The organism is Protofrankia symbiont of Coriaria myrtifolia (assembly GCF_900634755.1).
Classification (GTDB): Bacteria; Actinomycetota; Actinomycetes; order Frankiales; family Frankiaceae; genus Protofrankia; species Protofrankia coriariae.
In genome coordinates, this window is the sequence record NZ_CAAAFS010000050.1 from 29,122 (window position 1) to 44,086 (window position 14,965).

A 14,965-nucleotide genomic window follows, 5' to 3' on the forward strand; every position below is an offset into this window, starting at 1 on the left:
ACTGGATGCGCGGGGCGCACGACCGGCGCGACCGGCACGACCGGCACGACCGGCGCACGACTGAGGCCGGCGGGATGTCCGCCGGCCTCAGGTTGCTTCAGGATTTTTGTGTGTGCTTTCAGGTGTTATGTCCTGTTTGACCGTGGTTCTGCTGGTCTGCGCCCCGTTCAGGCGCTGGACGGTCCGGCGGGGCCGTGTGGCGGTCGGCCCGGTCCGTCGGCAGAGCTGTCGACGTCCAGGTCCGCGCTGGTGCCGCCGTCGTTCGCGACGTCGCCCGCCGGGCGGCTCGCGGCCGGCCGCAGCGGGCGGACCGCGGCCAGTATGCGCCCCCGCCGTCGTCCCGTCGACGGGTCGTCCGCGGCACCGAGCGCGGGTCTACCGGCCGGGCCGGCCGAGCCGGTGAGTTCGTTGATGAGGTCGTCGCTGTCACCGTCACCGCTGTCACCGTTGTCGCCGGTACGCGCTCCCGGGATGCCGGACCGCCCACCCGGCTCGGCGAGCCGGGCGAGATCGTTCTCGATCCGGGTGAGCCGGTCGAGCATGTCGGTCGCGTTCCCGCCGCGTTCCAGGATGGTGCGCAGCGCGTCCATCAGGGTCAGCCACTGGTCGCGGTCCAGGGTGACGTGATCGGCGAGCTGGTTGGCCGTGGCGGGCGGGAACAGCCGCTGGGCGACGGCGACCACCTTCGTCACCTCGGCCGGGTTGAGCCGGTCCGGCCGTCCGCGGACATAGGAGACGAGGTCCTTCAGGCTGATCAGGGTCACCCCGTCGATCGCCCCGTCGCTCCACAGGACACCCGCCTCAACCATGATCAGAATTGGCCGGACCGGCACTTTGAGCATCGGCAGGGCGTCGCGGGTCTGGTTGCGGACCTCTTCCCCGAGCCACTTGGTCAGGTCGAGCGGCTTCTTCAGGGACTGCCCGTCGACCTTCGCACCGTCCTTGGAGTAACGGACCGTCCCGGGGGAGGCGTCGCTTTTCATCACCATGACGCCGCCCGGCCCGACCAGCAGGTGCCCGATGCTCGCCTCGGAGTGAGCCACCCGACGGTCGTGCATCACCACGTAGCCATACCGACGTAGCCTGTTGACGATACGTGCCGTCTTGCGCTCGGATTCGGCGCCTTCGCGCAGCGCCTCGATCTCGGGCACCGGATCGAACGAACGACCGATCACGACCAGCGGCCAGCCGAGCTGGACCACCAGGTACGCCGTCACCGCGACGGACACGGGCAGCCGCAGGCCCGAGGCGACCAGCACGGCGAACACCACCGCGATGGGGAAGGCCCGTAGCGCGGCCCGGGGCACGGTGTAGGCAAGCCGCTCCCGGCGCATCTGCGCCTGCTGCTCCCGGGCTCGCCGGTAGGCCACCTCCAGGGAGTGGCCGGGACGGTCGCGGGTGTGGTCGCGCAGCGGGCTGCTGCTCCTGATCGGGCTCTTGGTCGTGCTCGCCATCATGTCCACCGTGGATCGTGAGGTCGTGGTCCGGAATCTGAGTCATCAGCGGTCGTCGCCGTGCCGGCGCGGCAGAGCGCAGACATGTTACGGGCTGCACTGATGGTGCAACCGGAGCACGTCCTCGGACAAGGGAATCCCGAAACCGGTCCAAATTTTCCAGGGCGGGTGAGACGTTGATCCCAACTTTATCTTAGACGATCATGCCTGGCTCGATCCTGGTCGGCGGTGCCGGTCGGCGCTGTCCGGGCCCTCGCGCCGGCCGTGTCCGACCGGCGATCGGCTGCGCCTAGCCGGTGCGAAGAGGAAGGTGAAGGCGCAAAGGGGTGAAATGGCCCGTCGCGGATCCCGGCGGTGCCGGCGGCGGTGGGCTGGTTCGGCGTGCAAGTTACCAATGGGTAGCGATACGCTCCCACCGTCGGTAGAAGACTGGAGGACGTGTGAGACTCGCTATCGGCGGCGTGATCGTCGTTGTCGCCCTCGCGGTGGCCGGACGCCGGTTCTACTGGCTGTTCAGGCTAATCCGCCAGGGACAGCCCGCTGCTGGCCGGCTCGACGGGGCAGGCCAGCGGCTGTGGAGTGAGATCAGCGAGGTCGGCGCCCAGCGGAAGCTGCTGACCTGGACGGCCCCCGGGCTCGCGCACGCCTTCACCTTCTGGGGATTCACGATCCTCATGCTGACCGTCATCGAGGCGTTCGGCGCGCTGTTCGACCACGACTTCCACATCCCGCTGTTCGGCCACTGGGCCGCCATCGGTTTCATCGAGGACTTTTTCACAGTCGCGGTCCTCGCGGGGCTGCTGGCCTTCACGATCATCCGGCTGCGCAACGCGCCCGCCCGACTCGAGCGCAGGTCGCGGTTCTACGGGTCGCACACCGGCCCGGCCTGGGTCATCCTCGGGATGATCACTGCGGTGATGGTCACGCTCCTGATCCTGCGCGGCGCCCAGTTCAACGCCGGCACACACCCGCAGGGCGACACGAGGTGGGCGTTCGCCTCCTACCTGGTCAGCCGGCCGCTCGACGTCTTCTCCACCGAGGCCAACGAGCACATCGAGACGGTCTTCCTGCTGCTCAACATCGCCGTCATCATGGGCTTCCTGGTGCTGATCGCCTACTCCAAGCACCTGCACATCTTCCTGGCGCCGATCAACGTCATCCTCAAGCGTGAGCCCAAGGCGCTGGGCCCGCTGGGCAGCACCCCGGACATCGAGAGCCTCATGGAGGCCGACGATCCGATCGTCGGCGTCGGCAAGGTTGAGGACTTCTCCTGGAAGGCGATGCTCGACTTCTCCACCTGCACCGAGTGCGGACGCTGCCAGAGCCAGTGCCCGGCCTGGAACACCGGCAAGCCGCTGTCGCCGAAGCTTCTGATCATGGATCTTCGTGACCACCTGTTCGCCAAGGCGCCGTACCTGCTCGCCGCCAACGGGGCCGCTGACGGGGAGGACGCGTCGAAGGCGGTCACCGGTGTCTCCGAGGACGCGTCGGGCGGGCATGCCGTCCACCACGTCCCCGAGTCCGGGTTCGGACGGGTTCCCGAGCCCGGCCAGGCGCAGGTCGACCGTCCGCTGGTCGGGACCGAGGACGAGGGCGGGGTCATCGACCCCGACGTGCTGTGGTCGTGCACCAACTGCGGCGCGTGCGTGGAGCAGTGCCCGGTCGACATCGAGCACGTCGACCACATCGTCGACATGCGCCGTTACCAGGTGATGATCGAATCGTCGTTCCCCAGCGAGGCCGGGGTGATGCTGCGCAACCTGGAGAACAACGGCAACCCGTGGGGCGTCTCGCCCCGGATCCGCACCGAGTGGGCCGAGGACCTGCCGTTCGAGGTCCGCGTGCTCGACGAGGGCGAGCCCATCCCGGACGACGTGGAGTACCTGTACTGGGTCGGTTGCGCCGGCGCCATCGAGGACCGGGCCAAGAAGGTCTCCCGTGCCTTCGCCGAGCTGCTGCACACCGCGGGTGTCTCCTTCGCCATCCTCGGTTCCGGCGAGACCTGCACCGGTGACCCCGCCCGCCGGCTCGGCAACGAGTACCTCTTCCAGGAGCTGGCCAAGGCCAACATCGAGGTCCTCAACGCCGCGGGCGCCAAGAAGATCGTCGCCACCTGCCCGCACTGCTTCAACAGCCTGGCCAACGAGTACCCGGCGCTCGGCGGCGCGTACGAGGTCATCCACCACACCCAGTTGCTCGGCCGGCTCGTCGACGAGGGCAAGCTCGTCCCCGTCCAGCCGGTGGACTCCTCGGTCACCTACCACGACCCCTGCTTCCTCGGCCGGCACAACGAGGTCTACACCCCGCCCCGGGAGATCCTCGGCAGCATCCCCGGTATCCGCAGCCAGGAGATGCACCGCTGCAAGGAGCGCGGCTTCTGCTGCGGCGCCGGCGGCGCCCGGATGTGGATGGAGGAGAAGATCGGCAAGCGGGTCAACGTCGAGCGGGTGGACGAGGCGCTCGCCCTCGACCCGGACATCGTCTCCACCGCCTGCCCGTTCTGCATCGTCATGCTCACCGACGCCGTCACCGAGAAGAAGCAGTCCGGCGGGGCGAAGGAGAGCGTCGAGGTGCTCGACGTCTCCCAGCTGCTGGCCCGCTCGCTGGCCGCACCGGCCGGCGTCGACGCCTCCTGACAGGGTCCTGTAGGGGCCCTGCCAGGGCCCTGTAGGTAGGGAACCGCTGTAGCGACGACGGTTTCCACCTACGGCCTTCGCGCCTGTAGGTGGAAACCGTCGTGGGAGTGGCGGTTTCTACCTACGAGGGCAGGCGCTGGCTGGGCGGACGAGCCTCCGTAGCCGGTGCGCGGCGGGCCGTGCCCCCAGCCGGGGCCAGTTCAGGAAGGCTTCGGCCTCCAGCATGGCCAGCGCGATGCGCGGCAGGTTCCGGTTCGCCGGGAAACAGACGTAGCGGGGCGACCAGGCCGGCCGGAACTTCGCGTTGAACCGGTAGAGGCTGTCGATCTGGAACCAGCGGGAGAGGAAGACCAGCAGGCTCCGGAAACAACGGGTGACCGGGCCCGCGCCAAGCCGCTGCCCGCGTTCCAGCGCGGCCCGGAAGAAGGCGAAGTTCAGCGACAGACGCTCCACCCCGAGCCCGGCCGCGGCCCGTACCGCCGAGACGATCAGGAAGTCGTTCAGCCCGTTGTCGGCGGTACGGTCACGCACCATCAGGTCCAGCGACAGGCCCCGGTGCCCCCACGGGACGAAGTGCAGCAGCGCGCGCAGCCGCGGCTCGCAGCCCCCTTCACCGCCCGCCGAGTCGTCCCCGCCACGGTCGAAGGCCATCAGGACGACGCAGTCGCCGTCGGCGGGCGCGCCGATCCGGCCGAGCGCCATGGAGAAGCCGCGTTCGGTCTCGGTGCCGCGCCATGCCTCGGCCTGCGCCCGCAGCCGGGCCCGTTCCTCGGCGGGCAGGTCGCGCATCCGCAGGGCCCGACAGGTGTAGCCGGCCCGTTCGACCCGGCCGACGGCCTGCCGGACGTTGCGCATGTCACGGCCGTCGAGGGTGAAGGCCGCCACGTCGATGACGGCTTCGTCGCCGAATTCCAGCACGGACAGGCCGGCACGCTCCCACGCCTTGCCGCCCGTCTCGGAACATCCGATCACCGCTGGTATCCAGGCGTGTTCGGCGGCGATCCGCAGGAACTCCCGGATCGCACCCGGCCACGCCTCGTTGTCGCCGAGCGGGTCGCCGCTGGCGAGCATCACCCCGGACACCACCCGGTAGGGGACACAGGCCTTGCGCGTCGCCGACCAGACGACGGTCTTGTCGGCGCGCAGGGCGAAGTAGCCCAGCGAGTCGGCGTCACCGTGGCAGGCCAGCAGCGCGCGCATGCCGGCGATGTCGTCGTCGGACAGCTTCGGCCGCGGCCGCGGCGGCCGCAGCACGAGGTACACGACAGCGCTGATCGTGAGCAGGCCCATGGACAGCAGCGTCCGGGTGACAAGGTCCGAGACCCGTTCGGAGGAGAAACGCAGCGGTCCGTGGATGCCGACCAGGCCGTCCACGACGTGCGCGAACTGGACGGACAACGGGTGCGGCCCGAGCAGCCGCCCACCGCCCACCTGCAGCAGCAGCATGCCGATCGTGACCGAGGCGGCGGCAAGGGTCGTCCCGACCCGCAGTGCCCGCCAGCGGGTGCTCGGATCCCCCTTGGCCTGGAACTGCCCGCGGGCCAGCAGCAGGCCGCCGACGAGTACGGCGGAGGCGGCCGCCTCCTCGTAGTCGAGGCCCTTGACCACGTGCAGGACGACGCTCGCCGTGAGCAGCGCCACCACTCCGTGCCAGGCGCGGCGCTTGCGCCGGCGCAGACCGCGCGCCAGGAGCAGCAGCAGGAGCCCGACCACAACCGTGAACGCCGCGGCCTGCCGGGAGATCGATCCGGGCAGGATCTGCCGGATCAGGTCGAGGCGGCTCCGCCAGCCGGGCGTCACCGCGGAGACGATGTCGATGAGCCCCGCGACGAACACCAGGGCGGCGGCCACGGGCGGCACCCATGGGCGGTTCCACGCCGGTAGCGCGGACCGGGCGGCCCGCGTCGGTGACACCGGGTGCGCGGACGTCTCAGATGCCGACGCCGCGGGTGTCGACGTCTCGGATGCCGATACTGAAGGTGATGCCGGTGCTGCGGGTGCCGACGCCGCGGGTGTCGGTGTTCTGGGTGTCGACGTTCGGGGGAGAGCGGTCCCAGGGGCTGGCGTCCCGGAGATCGTGCCGATGCCGTCGCCGTGCCCGTTGGCCTTGGCCCGGCTGGTCTTCGGGGGACGGCTTCCACGGCTGACCGTTGTCACGGACGCTGGCTCTCCTTTTCTTCCCTTTGCTCAGCCCGTTTTCCGGCCCGACGGGGTGCCGGCCGTGCGTGGGACGTTACCCCGGCCGGTCCGCGGTCAGGCAGGGGCGTTGCGGGTAATAGGACGGTCACAGGTGCCCTCGGGAGGAGGGGATGGATGCTCGGACTACCCGAACAGATCAAGGCGTGTCTGTTCGACCTGGACGGTGTGTTGACCCCGACGGCCGCCGTCCACGCCGCGGCCTGGAAGGAGATGTTCGACGCCTTCCTCGAACAGCGGGCCCGGCACGGAGGTGACCCGTTCGTCCCGTTCAGCGTCCATGACGACTACCCCGCCTACGTGGACGGCAGGCCGCGGGCGGACGGTGTCCGGTCGTTCCTCGCCTCCCGGCGCATCGGGCTGCCCGTGGGCAGCCCGGCGGATCCGCCGACGGCGCAGACCGTGCACGGGCTGGGGAAGCGCAAGAACGAGATCGTGACGGCCAGGCTGCGCCAGGGCGGGATCGCCGCGTACCCGGGATCCGTGCGGTATCTGCGCGCGCTGGCGGACGCCGGGGTCGGACGCGCGGTCGTGTCGTCGAGCGCGAACTGCGCGCAGGTCCTCACCGCGGCCGGCATCGACGGGCTGCTGCCCGTCCGGATCGACGCCGCGGTCGCGGCGCGTGAGCGGCTGGCGGGCAAGCCGGCGCCGGACACCTATCTTGCCGCGGCCCGTAAGCTGCGTGCCGAGCCCTGGCAGTCGGCGGTGTTCGAGGACGCGCTCGCCGGGGTCGAGGCCGGGCGGGCCGGTGGTTTCGGTTTCGTGGTCGGCGTCGACCGGGTCGGGCACGCCGACGCCCTGCTCACGCACGGGGCGGACATCACCATCCCCGATCTGGCCGTCCTGCTCGAGCCGGGCGAACAGCCGGGCGCACATGGCCGCGCCGACCGTGCCGGCCGCGCGACGGCGGATGACGGGAGCCTTTCATGAGCGGAAGCGTGTCGTGATCGGTAACATATCGTGATCGGTGACGTGTCATTCCCGGTCGAGCCGTGGCATCTGCGTGAGTGCGGTCTCGACCCGAAGCTGCTGGCCCGGTCGGAGTCGCTGTTCGCCCTGTCCAACGGCCATGTCGGCCTGCGGGCGAACCTGGACGAGGGCGAGCCGCACGTCCTGCCCGGCACCTATCTGAACTCGGTGCACGAGCTGCGTCCGCTGCCGTACGCCGAAGCCGGCTACGGGTATCCGGAGTCCGGCCAGACGGTCATCAACGTCACCAACGGCAAGCTCATCCGCCTGCTGGTGGACGACGAGCCCTTCGACGTCCGCTACGGGGATCTGCGGGCCCACGAACGGGTGCTGGACTTTCGCGCGGGCGTGCTGCGGCGCACGGCCGAGTGGGTGTCGCCGGCCGGCCAGGCGATCAAAGTGTCGACGGTGCGCCTGGTGTCCTTCGTCCAGCGGGCCATGGCGGCGATCTGCTACGAGGTCGAGCCGCTGGACGCCCCGGCGCGGCTGGTGATCCAGTCCGAGTTGGTCGCCAACGAGCAGATACCGCCGCAGAGCGTGGACCCGCGGGCGGCCGCCGTGCTGGAGGCGCCGTTGCAGGCGGAGTGGAACGGCAGTCACGGTACGTACGCGGAGCTGGTGCACCAGACCCGGCGCAGCGGCCTGCGGGTCGCCGCCGCGATGGACCATGTGATCGACCCGCTGCCCGGGCTGGGGGTCACCGCCGAGAGCGACGAGGACTCCTGCCGGATCACCGTGACGGCCGTGCTGGACGCCGGCAGCACGCTGCGCATGGTCAAGTTCATCGCCTACGGCTGGTCGGAGCAGCGTTCCCTGCCGGCGCTGCGGGACCAGGCCGCCGCCGCGCTGACCGCGGCCCGGCAGACCGGCTGGGCGGGCATGCTCGCCGAGCAGCGGGCCTACCTCGACGACTTCTGGGCGCGGGCCGACGTCGAGGTCGACGGCGACGCCGAGGTGCAGCAGGCCGTTCGGTTCGCCCTGTTCCACGTGCTGCAGGCCGGCGCGCGGGCCGAGCGCCGGTCGATCCCGGCCAAGGGGCTGACCGGCACCGGCTACGACGGGCACGCCTTCTGGGACACCGAGAGCTACGTCCTGCCGATGCTCACCTACACCGCCCCGCACGCGGCGGCGGACGCCCTGCGGTGGCGGCAGGCCACCCTGCCGATGGCCCGGGAGCGGGCCCGCACGCTCGGCTTCTCCGGCGCGGCGTTCCCCTGGCGGACGATCCACGGCGAGGAGTGCTCGGGATACTGGCCGGCGGGCACGGCGGCGTTCCACATCAACGCCGACATCGCGGACGCGGTCGTCCGCTACGTCCGCGCGACCGGGGACGACGGCTTCGAGCGCGACGTCGGCCTGGAACTGCTCGTCGACACCGCCCGGCTGTGGCGTTCCCTAGGCCACCACGACCTCGACGGCGACTTCAACATCGACGGCGTGACCGGCCCGGACGAGTACAGCGCCGTCGCGGACAACAACGTCTACACGAACCTGATGGCGCAGCAGAACCTGGTCGAGGCGGCGAACGCCGTCCGGCGGCATCCGGACAAGGCGCGCGAACTCGGCGTGGACGCGGAGGAGACCGCGTCCTGGCGCGACGCCGCCGAGGACATGTACATCCCGTTCGACGAGAAGCTGGGCGTGCATCCGCAGTCGGAGGGGTTCACCCGGCACCAGGTGTGGAACTTCGAGCGCACCCGCCCCGACCAGTACCCGATGCTGCTGCACTTCCCGTACTTCGACCTGTACCGCAAGCAGGTCGTCAAACAGGCCGATCTGGTGCTGGCGATGGTGCGCAGGGGGGACGCGTTCACCGAGGAGCAGAAGGCTCGCAACTTCGCCTACTACGAGGCCCTGACCGTCCGCGACTCGTCGTTGTCGGCGTGCTACCAGGCGGTGATGGCCGCCGAGGTCGGCCACCTCGGGCTCGCCCACGACTACCTGCGCGAGGCCGCGCTGACGGATCTGCGCGACCTGTCGAACCGGGCCGTGGACGGCCTGCACATCGCCTCGCTCGCCGGGAGCTGGATCGCGTTGGTCAAGGGGTTCGGCGGGTTGCGCGACACCGGGGAGACGCCGTCGTTCGCGCCCCGGCTGCCGGAGGGGATCAGCCGGCTGGCGTTCACGCTGTCCCGGCGGGGCCGGCGGCTGCGGGTCGAGGTCACCGACGCCGTCGCGTCCTACGTGCTGCTGCGCGGCGACCCGACCGTCATCGTCCACCACGGCGAACAGGTGCGGGTGACGACGAAGGAGCCGGTGAGCCGTCCGGTGCCGCCGTCGCCCACCTGGCCGGCTCCCGGCCAGCCGTTCGGACAGGAGCCGGTGCGCTTCCGCCCGAACCTGTGAGGCGACCGCCGCGCCCACGTGGACGCGCCGGTGCCGCCATGCCCGTGCGACCGCTGCGCCCACGTGGATGTCACCGGGTGTGGTCGTGGTTGTGGTCGTCCGAGGAGACGGTGGCGCGGGTGAAGTCGCGGTAGGCGCGAGACGGTGTGGGACCGCGCTGGCCCTGGTAACGCGAGCCGTAGACAGCCGAGCCGTAGGGATGCGTCGCAGGCGAGGAGAGCCGGAACAGGCACAGTTGGCCGATCTTCATACCCGGCCAGATCTTGATGGGCAGAGTGGCCACGTTCGACAGCTCGAGCGTGACGTGGCCGGAGAAACCCGGGTCGATGAAACCCGCGGTCGAGTGTGTGAGCAGGCCGAGGCGGCCGAGGCTGGACTTGCCCTCCAACCGGCCGGCGAGATCGTCCGGCAGGGTGACGATCTCGAGGGTCGAGCCGAGGACGAACTCCCCGGGATGCAGGACGAACGGCTCGTCGACGTCCGGCGCGACAAGCTCGGTCAGGTCCTCCTGCTCGATGGCGGGGTCGATGTGGCTGTACCGGTGGTTCTGGAACACCCGGAACCACCGGTCGAGCCGCAGGTCGATACTGCTGGGCTGGACGAGAAGCGGATCGTACGGTTCCAGGCGGACGCGTCCCGCGGCGATCTCAGCTCGGATATCCCGGTCAGACAGCAGCACGTCCCAGCACGCTACCGTCCGCCGGCCTTGTCGCGGTCGTCAGCCGGGAGCATTCCTTCGTCCTTCGCCCGGTCGTCGCGGCTACGGGCAGGGATTGGTCGCATCGGTCGTCGAGCAGATGAGGTGGTTGTCGAGCAGCCATTGGATGGGCAGCGCGTCGGTGACCGGGTCGAGGACCGGAGCCCCCGGGATGAGGGCGCTGACCACCTCGTACTGCTGTCCGTAGCCGGGCTGGTCGAACCACGGACGGATGGTTCCGCTGTAGACGGAGAACGTCTGCAGCACCCGGTAGTCGTGGTAGTTGCAGCTACCCGGGTCCGTCACGGAGTCCAGGTTGGACGGCGGGATGGCCCGGGCCGCGTATTTCGTCCCCTCCGGGGAGGCGAAGTTGCCGCTGGTGCCCCCGAAGCGGTCGAACTCCAGCCCCGGGGTCAGCGATGTCACCGCCCTCCTGGGGGTACCGTCCGGGTTGATCAGGTATCCGGATTGCGGCGGATACTGCCAGCCGCCCTGGCCGGACCGGGCGGACGGGTCCCACCAGGTGTCCAGGAACTGCTGGACCGGCTCCCCGCCGGTCCGCTGGTAGTGGGACAGTTCCTGGCCCACCTCGCCGGTGACCGGCAGTTTTCGGGGTCCCAGCCGCGAGTCGTCCCGGAAGTCGGCCTCCGAACATTCGCCCAGCGACCGGTGCCCACCCGTCGGATCACTGGTCGTCGAGTCATCGGTCGTCGCACCGACGGTGATCGTGGCGCCGTCGGTGGTGGAGGCGGGCGCGGCCGAGGCGGATGTGGCGTCGGCGAAGGCGGCACCGGCAAGGAGCAGGGCTCCAGCCGTCAACGAGATCATGCTCTTGCGAAACTGCACGTATTCCTCCCGGAGGTGTGCTCTGAGTAGCACATCGATCTGGGAGAGTAGTAAAAGATCTGCTCACGGACATGGATCGCGTTCTCCGGGCGGATATACCGTGTGTCGTCCGCCCTGTAGCGACACGCGCCTCCGGCTGACGCCGGTTGGGTCCCACCGCACCTCGCCCACGCGAGCCTGTAGGATGCTGAAGGCAGCGCGCGGGCGTAGTTCAGAGGCAGAACACGAGCTTCCCAAGCTTGCAACGCGGGTTCGATTCCCGTCGCCCGCTCCACTTGGGGTCAGCTATGTCAGCCGGGGGCTGACCTGGGCGTTTCGCAATATCTGCCGGGGGATCGAATCCCCCGAACCCCCTACGGTTTTCGGTGGTTGGGCGGGTTGTGCCCGCTACGTGCCCGCTGGGGTTGGCGTGCCCTGGGACCGTCTGGCTGTCAGTCGGCTGTTGCCTGCCAGGGGTCTATGAGGTCGATGCCGGTGTGGGCGAAGTCCTTGGTGTTGCGGGTGGCGAGGTCGGCGGAGTGTGAGCGGCAGATGGCCGCGATCTGGGCGTCGGCCATGGCGATGGGCAGGCCCTGCTGCTCGCGGCCCACGACTATGTCCGCGTAGTGGGCCGCCGCGTCGTCATCGAAGGGCAGTACACGGCCGGTGAAACCCGCCTCGACGGCACGCTGTAGTCGGTCGGTCAGGTCGGTACGGCGTCTCCCCTCAGGCAGCCGGGCGACGCCGTACCGCAGTTCGGCCATGGTCACCGCGGTCAGGTAGATCTCGTCGGCGGGCTGGCTGTCGATCCAGGCAACGACCCCTGGATCGGCCCGGGCGCGCATCAACTCCGAGACGACGTTCGTGTCCAGCGCGATCATGAGGAGAGGTCTGCCGCCCTCGGTGGCTCCGTGCGTGGCGGCAGCGCAAGCTCCACGTCCTCATCGAGGTCCGCGAAGTACTGGTGGATCTGGCTGCCCAGCCCGCGTCGCGGGGCCGGCCCGGTCAGAGCGGCCCGGAGGATCGCTCGGGCCTCCGCCTCCATGGATCGGCCGTTGTGCGCCGCGCGGACCCGCAGCCGCGCCTTCACCTCGTCATCCAGATCTCTGATCGTCAACGTCGCCATGACCCGCCCCCCCTTCCAGCCACTCTTTCCGACGATCCAATGCTAGCACTGCATGCATTGCAAGCTGGGTGTGCGGAATCCGCGCCAGATCCGGCTGACGTCGCGGACAAGCCTGGAGGCTGCTCGCATTCGATCCGAACCTACTGTGGGAAAGTGGGAAGAAGACCGTGGATACGGGGAAAAAGTGCTGCTAGAGTCCGTATCCGCTGACCGCGACTTGCTGTCGTCCCGGACCATAGGCGCTGCGGGCAGAGTCCACGTCATGAGACTTCCGTAACCATCCGGCACAGGCTGGGACGTGTGCTGTCGTCGCTGACAGCACGGTCCCGGCCACGAGGAACGATCCGACCATCTCGACCCGCATGACTGTCGATCACGCTGTCGGAGCTGGACCGCGTGATCGACAGATCGTCTGGGCCGGGTAGTTCGGCGCGCCCTCCTCGTGGTTGCTCCGGGCGTCTCGTGACGGGCCAGCGCATGCCCCGGCGCGCCGCTCCGCACAGGAGCCGCTCTCCACAGGATCACAGGAAAGGACACGATGCCGCGAAACGTCCTGATCACTGGTGGCTCCAGTGGTGTGGGTCTGGCCACCGTGACACGGTTCGCTCGTAATGGTGACAATGTGTGGTTCACCTACCACTCCCGGCGGGACGTCGCCGAGTCGGTTGCGTCGGACCTGCGCACGACTGACGGCGCCCGGATACGCGCCTTCGAGTTCAGGCAGGGGGAGCGGGACAGCCATGACGCTCTGCTGGCAGCGCTTCCCGGTCCTGTGGACGTGCTCGTCAACAACGCCGCCGTGGGCACGCGGAGCATCGACCGGTATATCCAGGACCCACGCGACCGAGACGAGGCGTTCCTGCGGATCAACAGCATCGGCCCGCTGTGGCTGATCCGGCGCCTCCTGCCGGGCATGCTGGAGCGCGGCTACGGGAAGATCGTCAATATTTGCAGCGTCGGCGGCGGGGTGGCGCAGTTCCCGGGGTTCGACGTCGTGGACGGCATGAGCAAAGCGGCGCTCGCCTACCTGACCCGCCATCTCGCGGCGGAGACGGCGCATTCTCCGGTCGATGTCATGGCGGTGTGCCCGGGGGCGGTCGACACGCCCATGCTGCGGGAGAGCACGCTCGACCGGCTGGCGCCGCAGGCCCGGCTCGACTTCGAGGCGAATCTGCCGAAGGGCAGGCTGATCCGGCCGGAGGAGATCGCGGAGCTGGTGTGGTGGTTGTGCGGCAACGGATCCGGCGTGCTGCACGGGGCGGTCGTGGACGCGTCGATGGGCCTGGGAGTACGTCCCGGCCTGCTTGCCGAGCACTCCGCGGAATCCGACCGGGTGTGTGGCGGCCGTCCGGGGGGTCGCTGATGGTGTCGAGGCGCGCGGCGGCGCTGGCCGCCCAGCCGCCGGCGATCGCCGCGGCGCACTTCCGGGCGGAGGCGCATCCGTACCATCCCCGGCTGCGCCCGGGCGGATACATCAATCTCGGTACGGCGGAGAACCGACTGGTGTGGGACCTGCTGGCACCCCGGCTGACCGGCCCGCGTCCACTGAGCGCCGCGGACACCCACTACGCCCCGCTGCACGGCACCGACGCCTTCCGGGAACAGCTCGCTCGTTTCCTCGGCGGAGTCTGCCGGACGGAGGTGGACCCGGAACACCTTGTCGTGGTCAGCGGGGTGACGAGCGCTCTGGACGTCATCGCCTCCGTCCTGTGCGATCCGGGGGAGGCGATCGTCGTGCCCGCTCCCTACTACGGGGCTTTCGACGTCGACCTGGTCGGGCGTTCCGGCGCCCGCCTGCTGCCCGTGCCCCTGAGCGCTGGCAGGAACTTCCAGGTGACGGCCTCGGAGATAGGCCACGCGCTGACCCGTGCTCGCGAGCGGGGTGTCACCGTCCGTGCCGTGGCACTGGCCTCACCGGGGAACCCGGTCGGTCACGTCCACCCGCCGCAGGTCCTCCGGGAGATCGCCGAGGTCGCCGGTCAGCACGGGGTGGACGTCATCGTGGACGAGATCTACGCCAACTCGGTCTTCGGCGGGGCGCCGTTCGTCAGCTTCCTCGATCCCGAGGTGAGGAGGGCCGGGACCGGACGGGTCCACATCGTGTGGGGATTCGCGAAGGACTTCGGACTACCCGGCTTCAAGATCGGCGTTCTGTGCAGTCCCGATCCCGAGGTCTGTGCCGCGGCCCGGGCACTCGCCTACTTCGCCGCGACCTCGACCGACACCCAGGCAGTTCTGCGGGATGTGCTCGCCGACCGGGCATGGGTCGCTCGTTTCCTCGCGGAGAGTCGTCGACGGCTTGCCCTTTCCTATGCCTCGTCGGTCGAGCTCCTCACCGCCGCGGGTGTTCCCTTCGTGCCGGTGGGAGCGGGGTTTTCGCTGTGGGTCGACCTGGGGGCGTGGCTGACCGCCCCCACCTTCGCGGCCGAACACGCCCTGTGGGAAAGAATTCTTGAACAGGCCTGTGTCAACGTCCTGCCGGGCCAGCTCTTCGCCAGCCCGGATCCCGGATGGTTCCGGATCTGCTATGCCACCGACCTGGCCGTGGTAACGGAGGGCATCAGCCGTGTTGTTCGGCTCCTTGGCGCGTCCGAGCCGCGGGGTGACGAAAGAGCCGCTGTCTCCTCCCGTCCGGTCGGTGCTACACGGTACGAAAGCATCGAGGACTGACGATGGAGAAGAAACCGAGCAGGCCGAGAGTGGCTCAACCGATGGT

Annotated in this window: 11 protein-coding genes and 1 tRNA gene; 6 read left to right on the forward strand and 6 right to left on the reverse strand. The window is 69.7% G+C overall.

The window, feature by feature from the left end; genetic code table 11:
* Window positions 1–167: 167 nt before the first annotated feature.
* Entirely contained in the window at window positions 168–1,454 is a 1,287-nt protein-coding gene (locus CM1CMNOD_RS02680; RefSeq protein WP_013872133.1) for a nuclease-related domain-containing protein, read from the reverse strand.
* A gap of 440 nt (window positions 1,455–1,894) precedes the next feature.
* On the opposite strand from CM1CMNOD_RS02680, the gene CM1CMNOD_RS02685 reads away from it, so the two are divergent.
* Complete coding sequence (locus CM1CMNOD_RS02685; RefSeq protein WP_013872134.1) at window positions 1,895–4,090, forward strand: heterodisulfide reductase-related iron-sulfur binding cluster; 2,196 nt, start codon at window positions 1,895–1,897, stop codon at window positions 4,088–4,090.
* A gap of 117 nt (window positions 4,091–4,207) precedes the next feature.
* Here CM1CMNOD_RS02685 and CM1CMNOD_RS02690 read toward each other — a convergent pair whose 3' ends face one another.
* Window positions 4,208–5,950 (reverse strand): phosphatidylglycerol lysyltransferase domain-containing protein, encoded by a 1,743-nt coding sequence (locus tag CM1CMNOD_RS02690; RefSeq protein ID WP_013872135.1) that lies wholly within the window; start codon window positions 5,948–5,950, stop codon window positions 4,208–4,210.
* A gap of 453 nt (window positions 5,951–6,403) precedes the next feature.
* Between CM1CMNOD_RS02690 and CM1CMNOD_RS02695 the strand changes: the two genes are divergently transcribed.
* Both CM1CMNOD_RS02695 and CM1CMNOD_RS02700 read left to right on the forward strand, forming a co-directional pair.
* Window positions 6,404–7,216, forward strand: a complete 813-nt coding sequence (locus CM1CMNOD_RS02695; protein WP_013872136.1) for an HAD family hydrolase — start codon at window positions 6,404–6,406, stop codon at window positions 7,214–7,216.
* Window positions 7,217–7,246: 30 nt separating this feature from the next.
* Window positions 7,247–9,601, forward strand: a complete 2,355-nt coding sequence (locus CM1CMNOD_RS02700) for a glycoside hydrolase family 65 protein (RefSeq protein WP_013872137.1) — start codon at window positions 7,247–7,249, stop codon at window positions 9,599–9,601.
* Window positions 9,602–9,671: 70 nt separating this feature from the next.
* Here CM1CMNOD_RS02700 and dcd read toward each other — a convergent pair whose 3' ends face one another.
* On the reverse strand, window positions 9,672–10,280 hold the full coding sequence (gene dcd / locus CM1CMNOD_RS02705) for a dCTP deaminase (protein WP_013872138.1): 609 nt from the start codon (window positions 10,278–10,280) through the stop codon (window positions 9,672–9,674).
* An 81-nt stretch (window positions 10,281–10,361) separates the two neighbouring features.
* On the reverse strand, window positions 10,362–11,144 hold the full coding sequence (locus tag CM1CMNOD_RS02710; RefSeq protein WP_013872139.1) for a TNT domain-containing protein: 783 nt from the start codon (window positions 11,142–11,144) through the stop codon (window positions 10,362–10,364).
* Window positions 11,145–11,344: 200 nt separating this feature from the next.
* Between CM1CMNOD_RS02710 and CM1CMNOD_RS02715 the strand changes: the two genes are divergently transcribed.
* Window positions 11,345–11,418 (forward strand) — tRNA-Gly (locus tag CM1CMNOD_RS02715).
* 157 nt (window positions 11,419–11,575) lie between these two features.
* Here CM1CMNOD_RS02715 and CM1CMNOD_RS02720 read toward each other — a convergent pair.
* Both CM1CMNOD_RS02720 and CM1CMNOD_RS02725 read right to left on the reverse strand, forming a co-directional pair.
* Window positions 11,576–12,004, reverse strand: a complete 429-nt coding sequence (locus tag CM1CMNOD_RS02720) for a type II toxin-antitoxin system VapC family toxin (RefSeq protein ID WP_013872140.1) — start codon at window positions 12,002–12,004, stop codon at window positions 11,576–11,578.
* Window positions 12,001–12,249: a FitA-like ribbon-helix-helix domain-containing protein gene (locus tag CM1CMNOD_RS02725; protein ID WP_013872141.1), complete on the reverse strand. Its 249-nt coding sequence runs from the start codon at window positions 12,247–12,249 to the stop codon at window positions 12,001–12,003. Before CM1CMNOD_RS02725 ends, CM1CMNOD_RS02720 begins: the two co-directional genes overlap by 4 nt.
* A gap of 538 nt (window positions 12,250–12,787) precedes the next feature.
* On the opposite strand from CM1CMNOD_RS02725, the gene CM1CMNOD_RS02730 reads away from it, so the two are divergent.
* Both CM1CMNOD_RS02730 and CM1CMNOD_RS02735 read left to right on the forward strand, forming a co-directional pair.
* On the forward strand, window positions 12,788–13,612 hold the full coding sequence (locus tag CM1CMNOD_RS02730; RefSeq protein ID WP_013872142.1) for an SDR family NAD(P)-dependent oxidoreductase: 825 nt from the start codon (window positions 12,788–12,790) through the stop codon (window positions 13,610–13,612).
* On the forward strand, window positions 13,612–14,919 hold the full coding sequence (locus CM1CMNOD_RS02735) for an aminotransferase class I/II-fold pyridoxal phosphate-dependent enzyme (protein WP_013872143.1): 1,308 nt from the start codon (window positions 13,612–13,614) through the stop codon (window positions 14,917–14,919). The genes CM1CMNOD_RS02730 and CM1CMNOD_RS02735 overlap by 1 nt, the downstream gene beginning before the upstream one ends.
* The last annotated feature ends 46 nt before the right edge of the window (window positions 14,920–14,965 follow it).

Excerpts from the sequence above, each read along its gene's own strand:
- CM1CMNOD_RS02735 (WP_013872143.1), top strand. The coding sequence starts at position 13,612 with ATGGTGTCGAGGCGCGCGGCGGCGCTGGCCGCCCAGCCGCCGGCGATC.
- CM1CMNOD_RS02730 (WP_013872142.1), top strand. The coding sequence starts at position 12,788 with ATGCCGCGAAACGTCCTGATCACTGGTGGCTCCAGTGGTGTGGGTCTG.
- CM1CMNOD_RS02695 (WP_013872136.1), top strand. The coding sequence starts at position 6,404 with ATGCTCGGACTACCCGAACAGATCAAGGCGTGTCTGTTCGACCTGGAC.
- CM1CMNOD_RS02680 (WP_013872133.1), bottom strand. The coding sequence starts at position 1,454 with ATGGCGAGCACGACCAAGAGCCCGATCAGGAGCAGCAGCCCGCTGCGC.
- CM1CMNOD_RS02720 (WP_013872140.1), bottom strand. The coding sequence starts at position 12,004 with ATGATCGCGCTGGACACGAACGTCGTCTCGGAGTTGATGCGCGCCCGG.
- CM1CMNOD_RS02725 (WP_013872141.1), bottom strand. The coding sequence starts at position 12,249 with ATGGCGACGTTGACGATCAGAGATCTGGATGACGAGGTGAAGGCGCGG.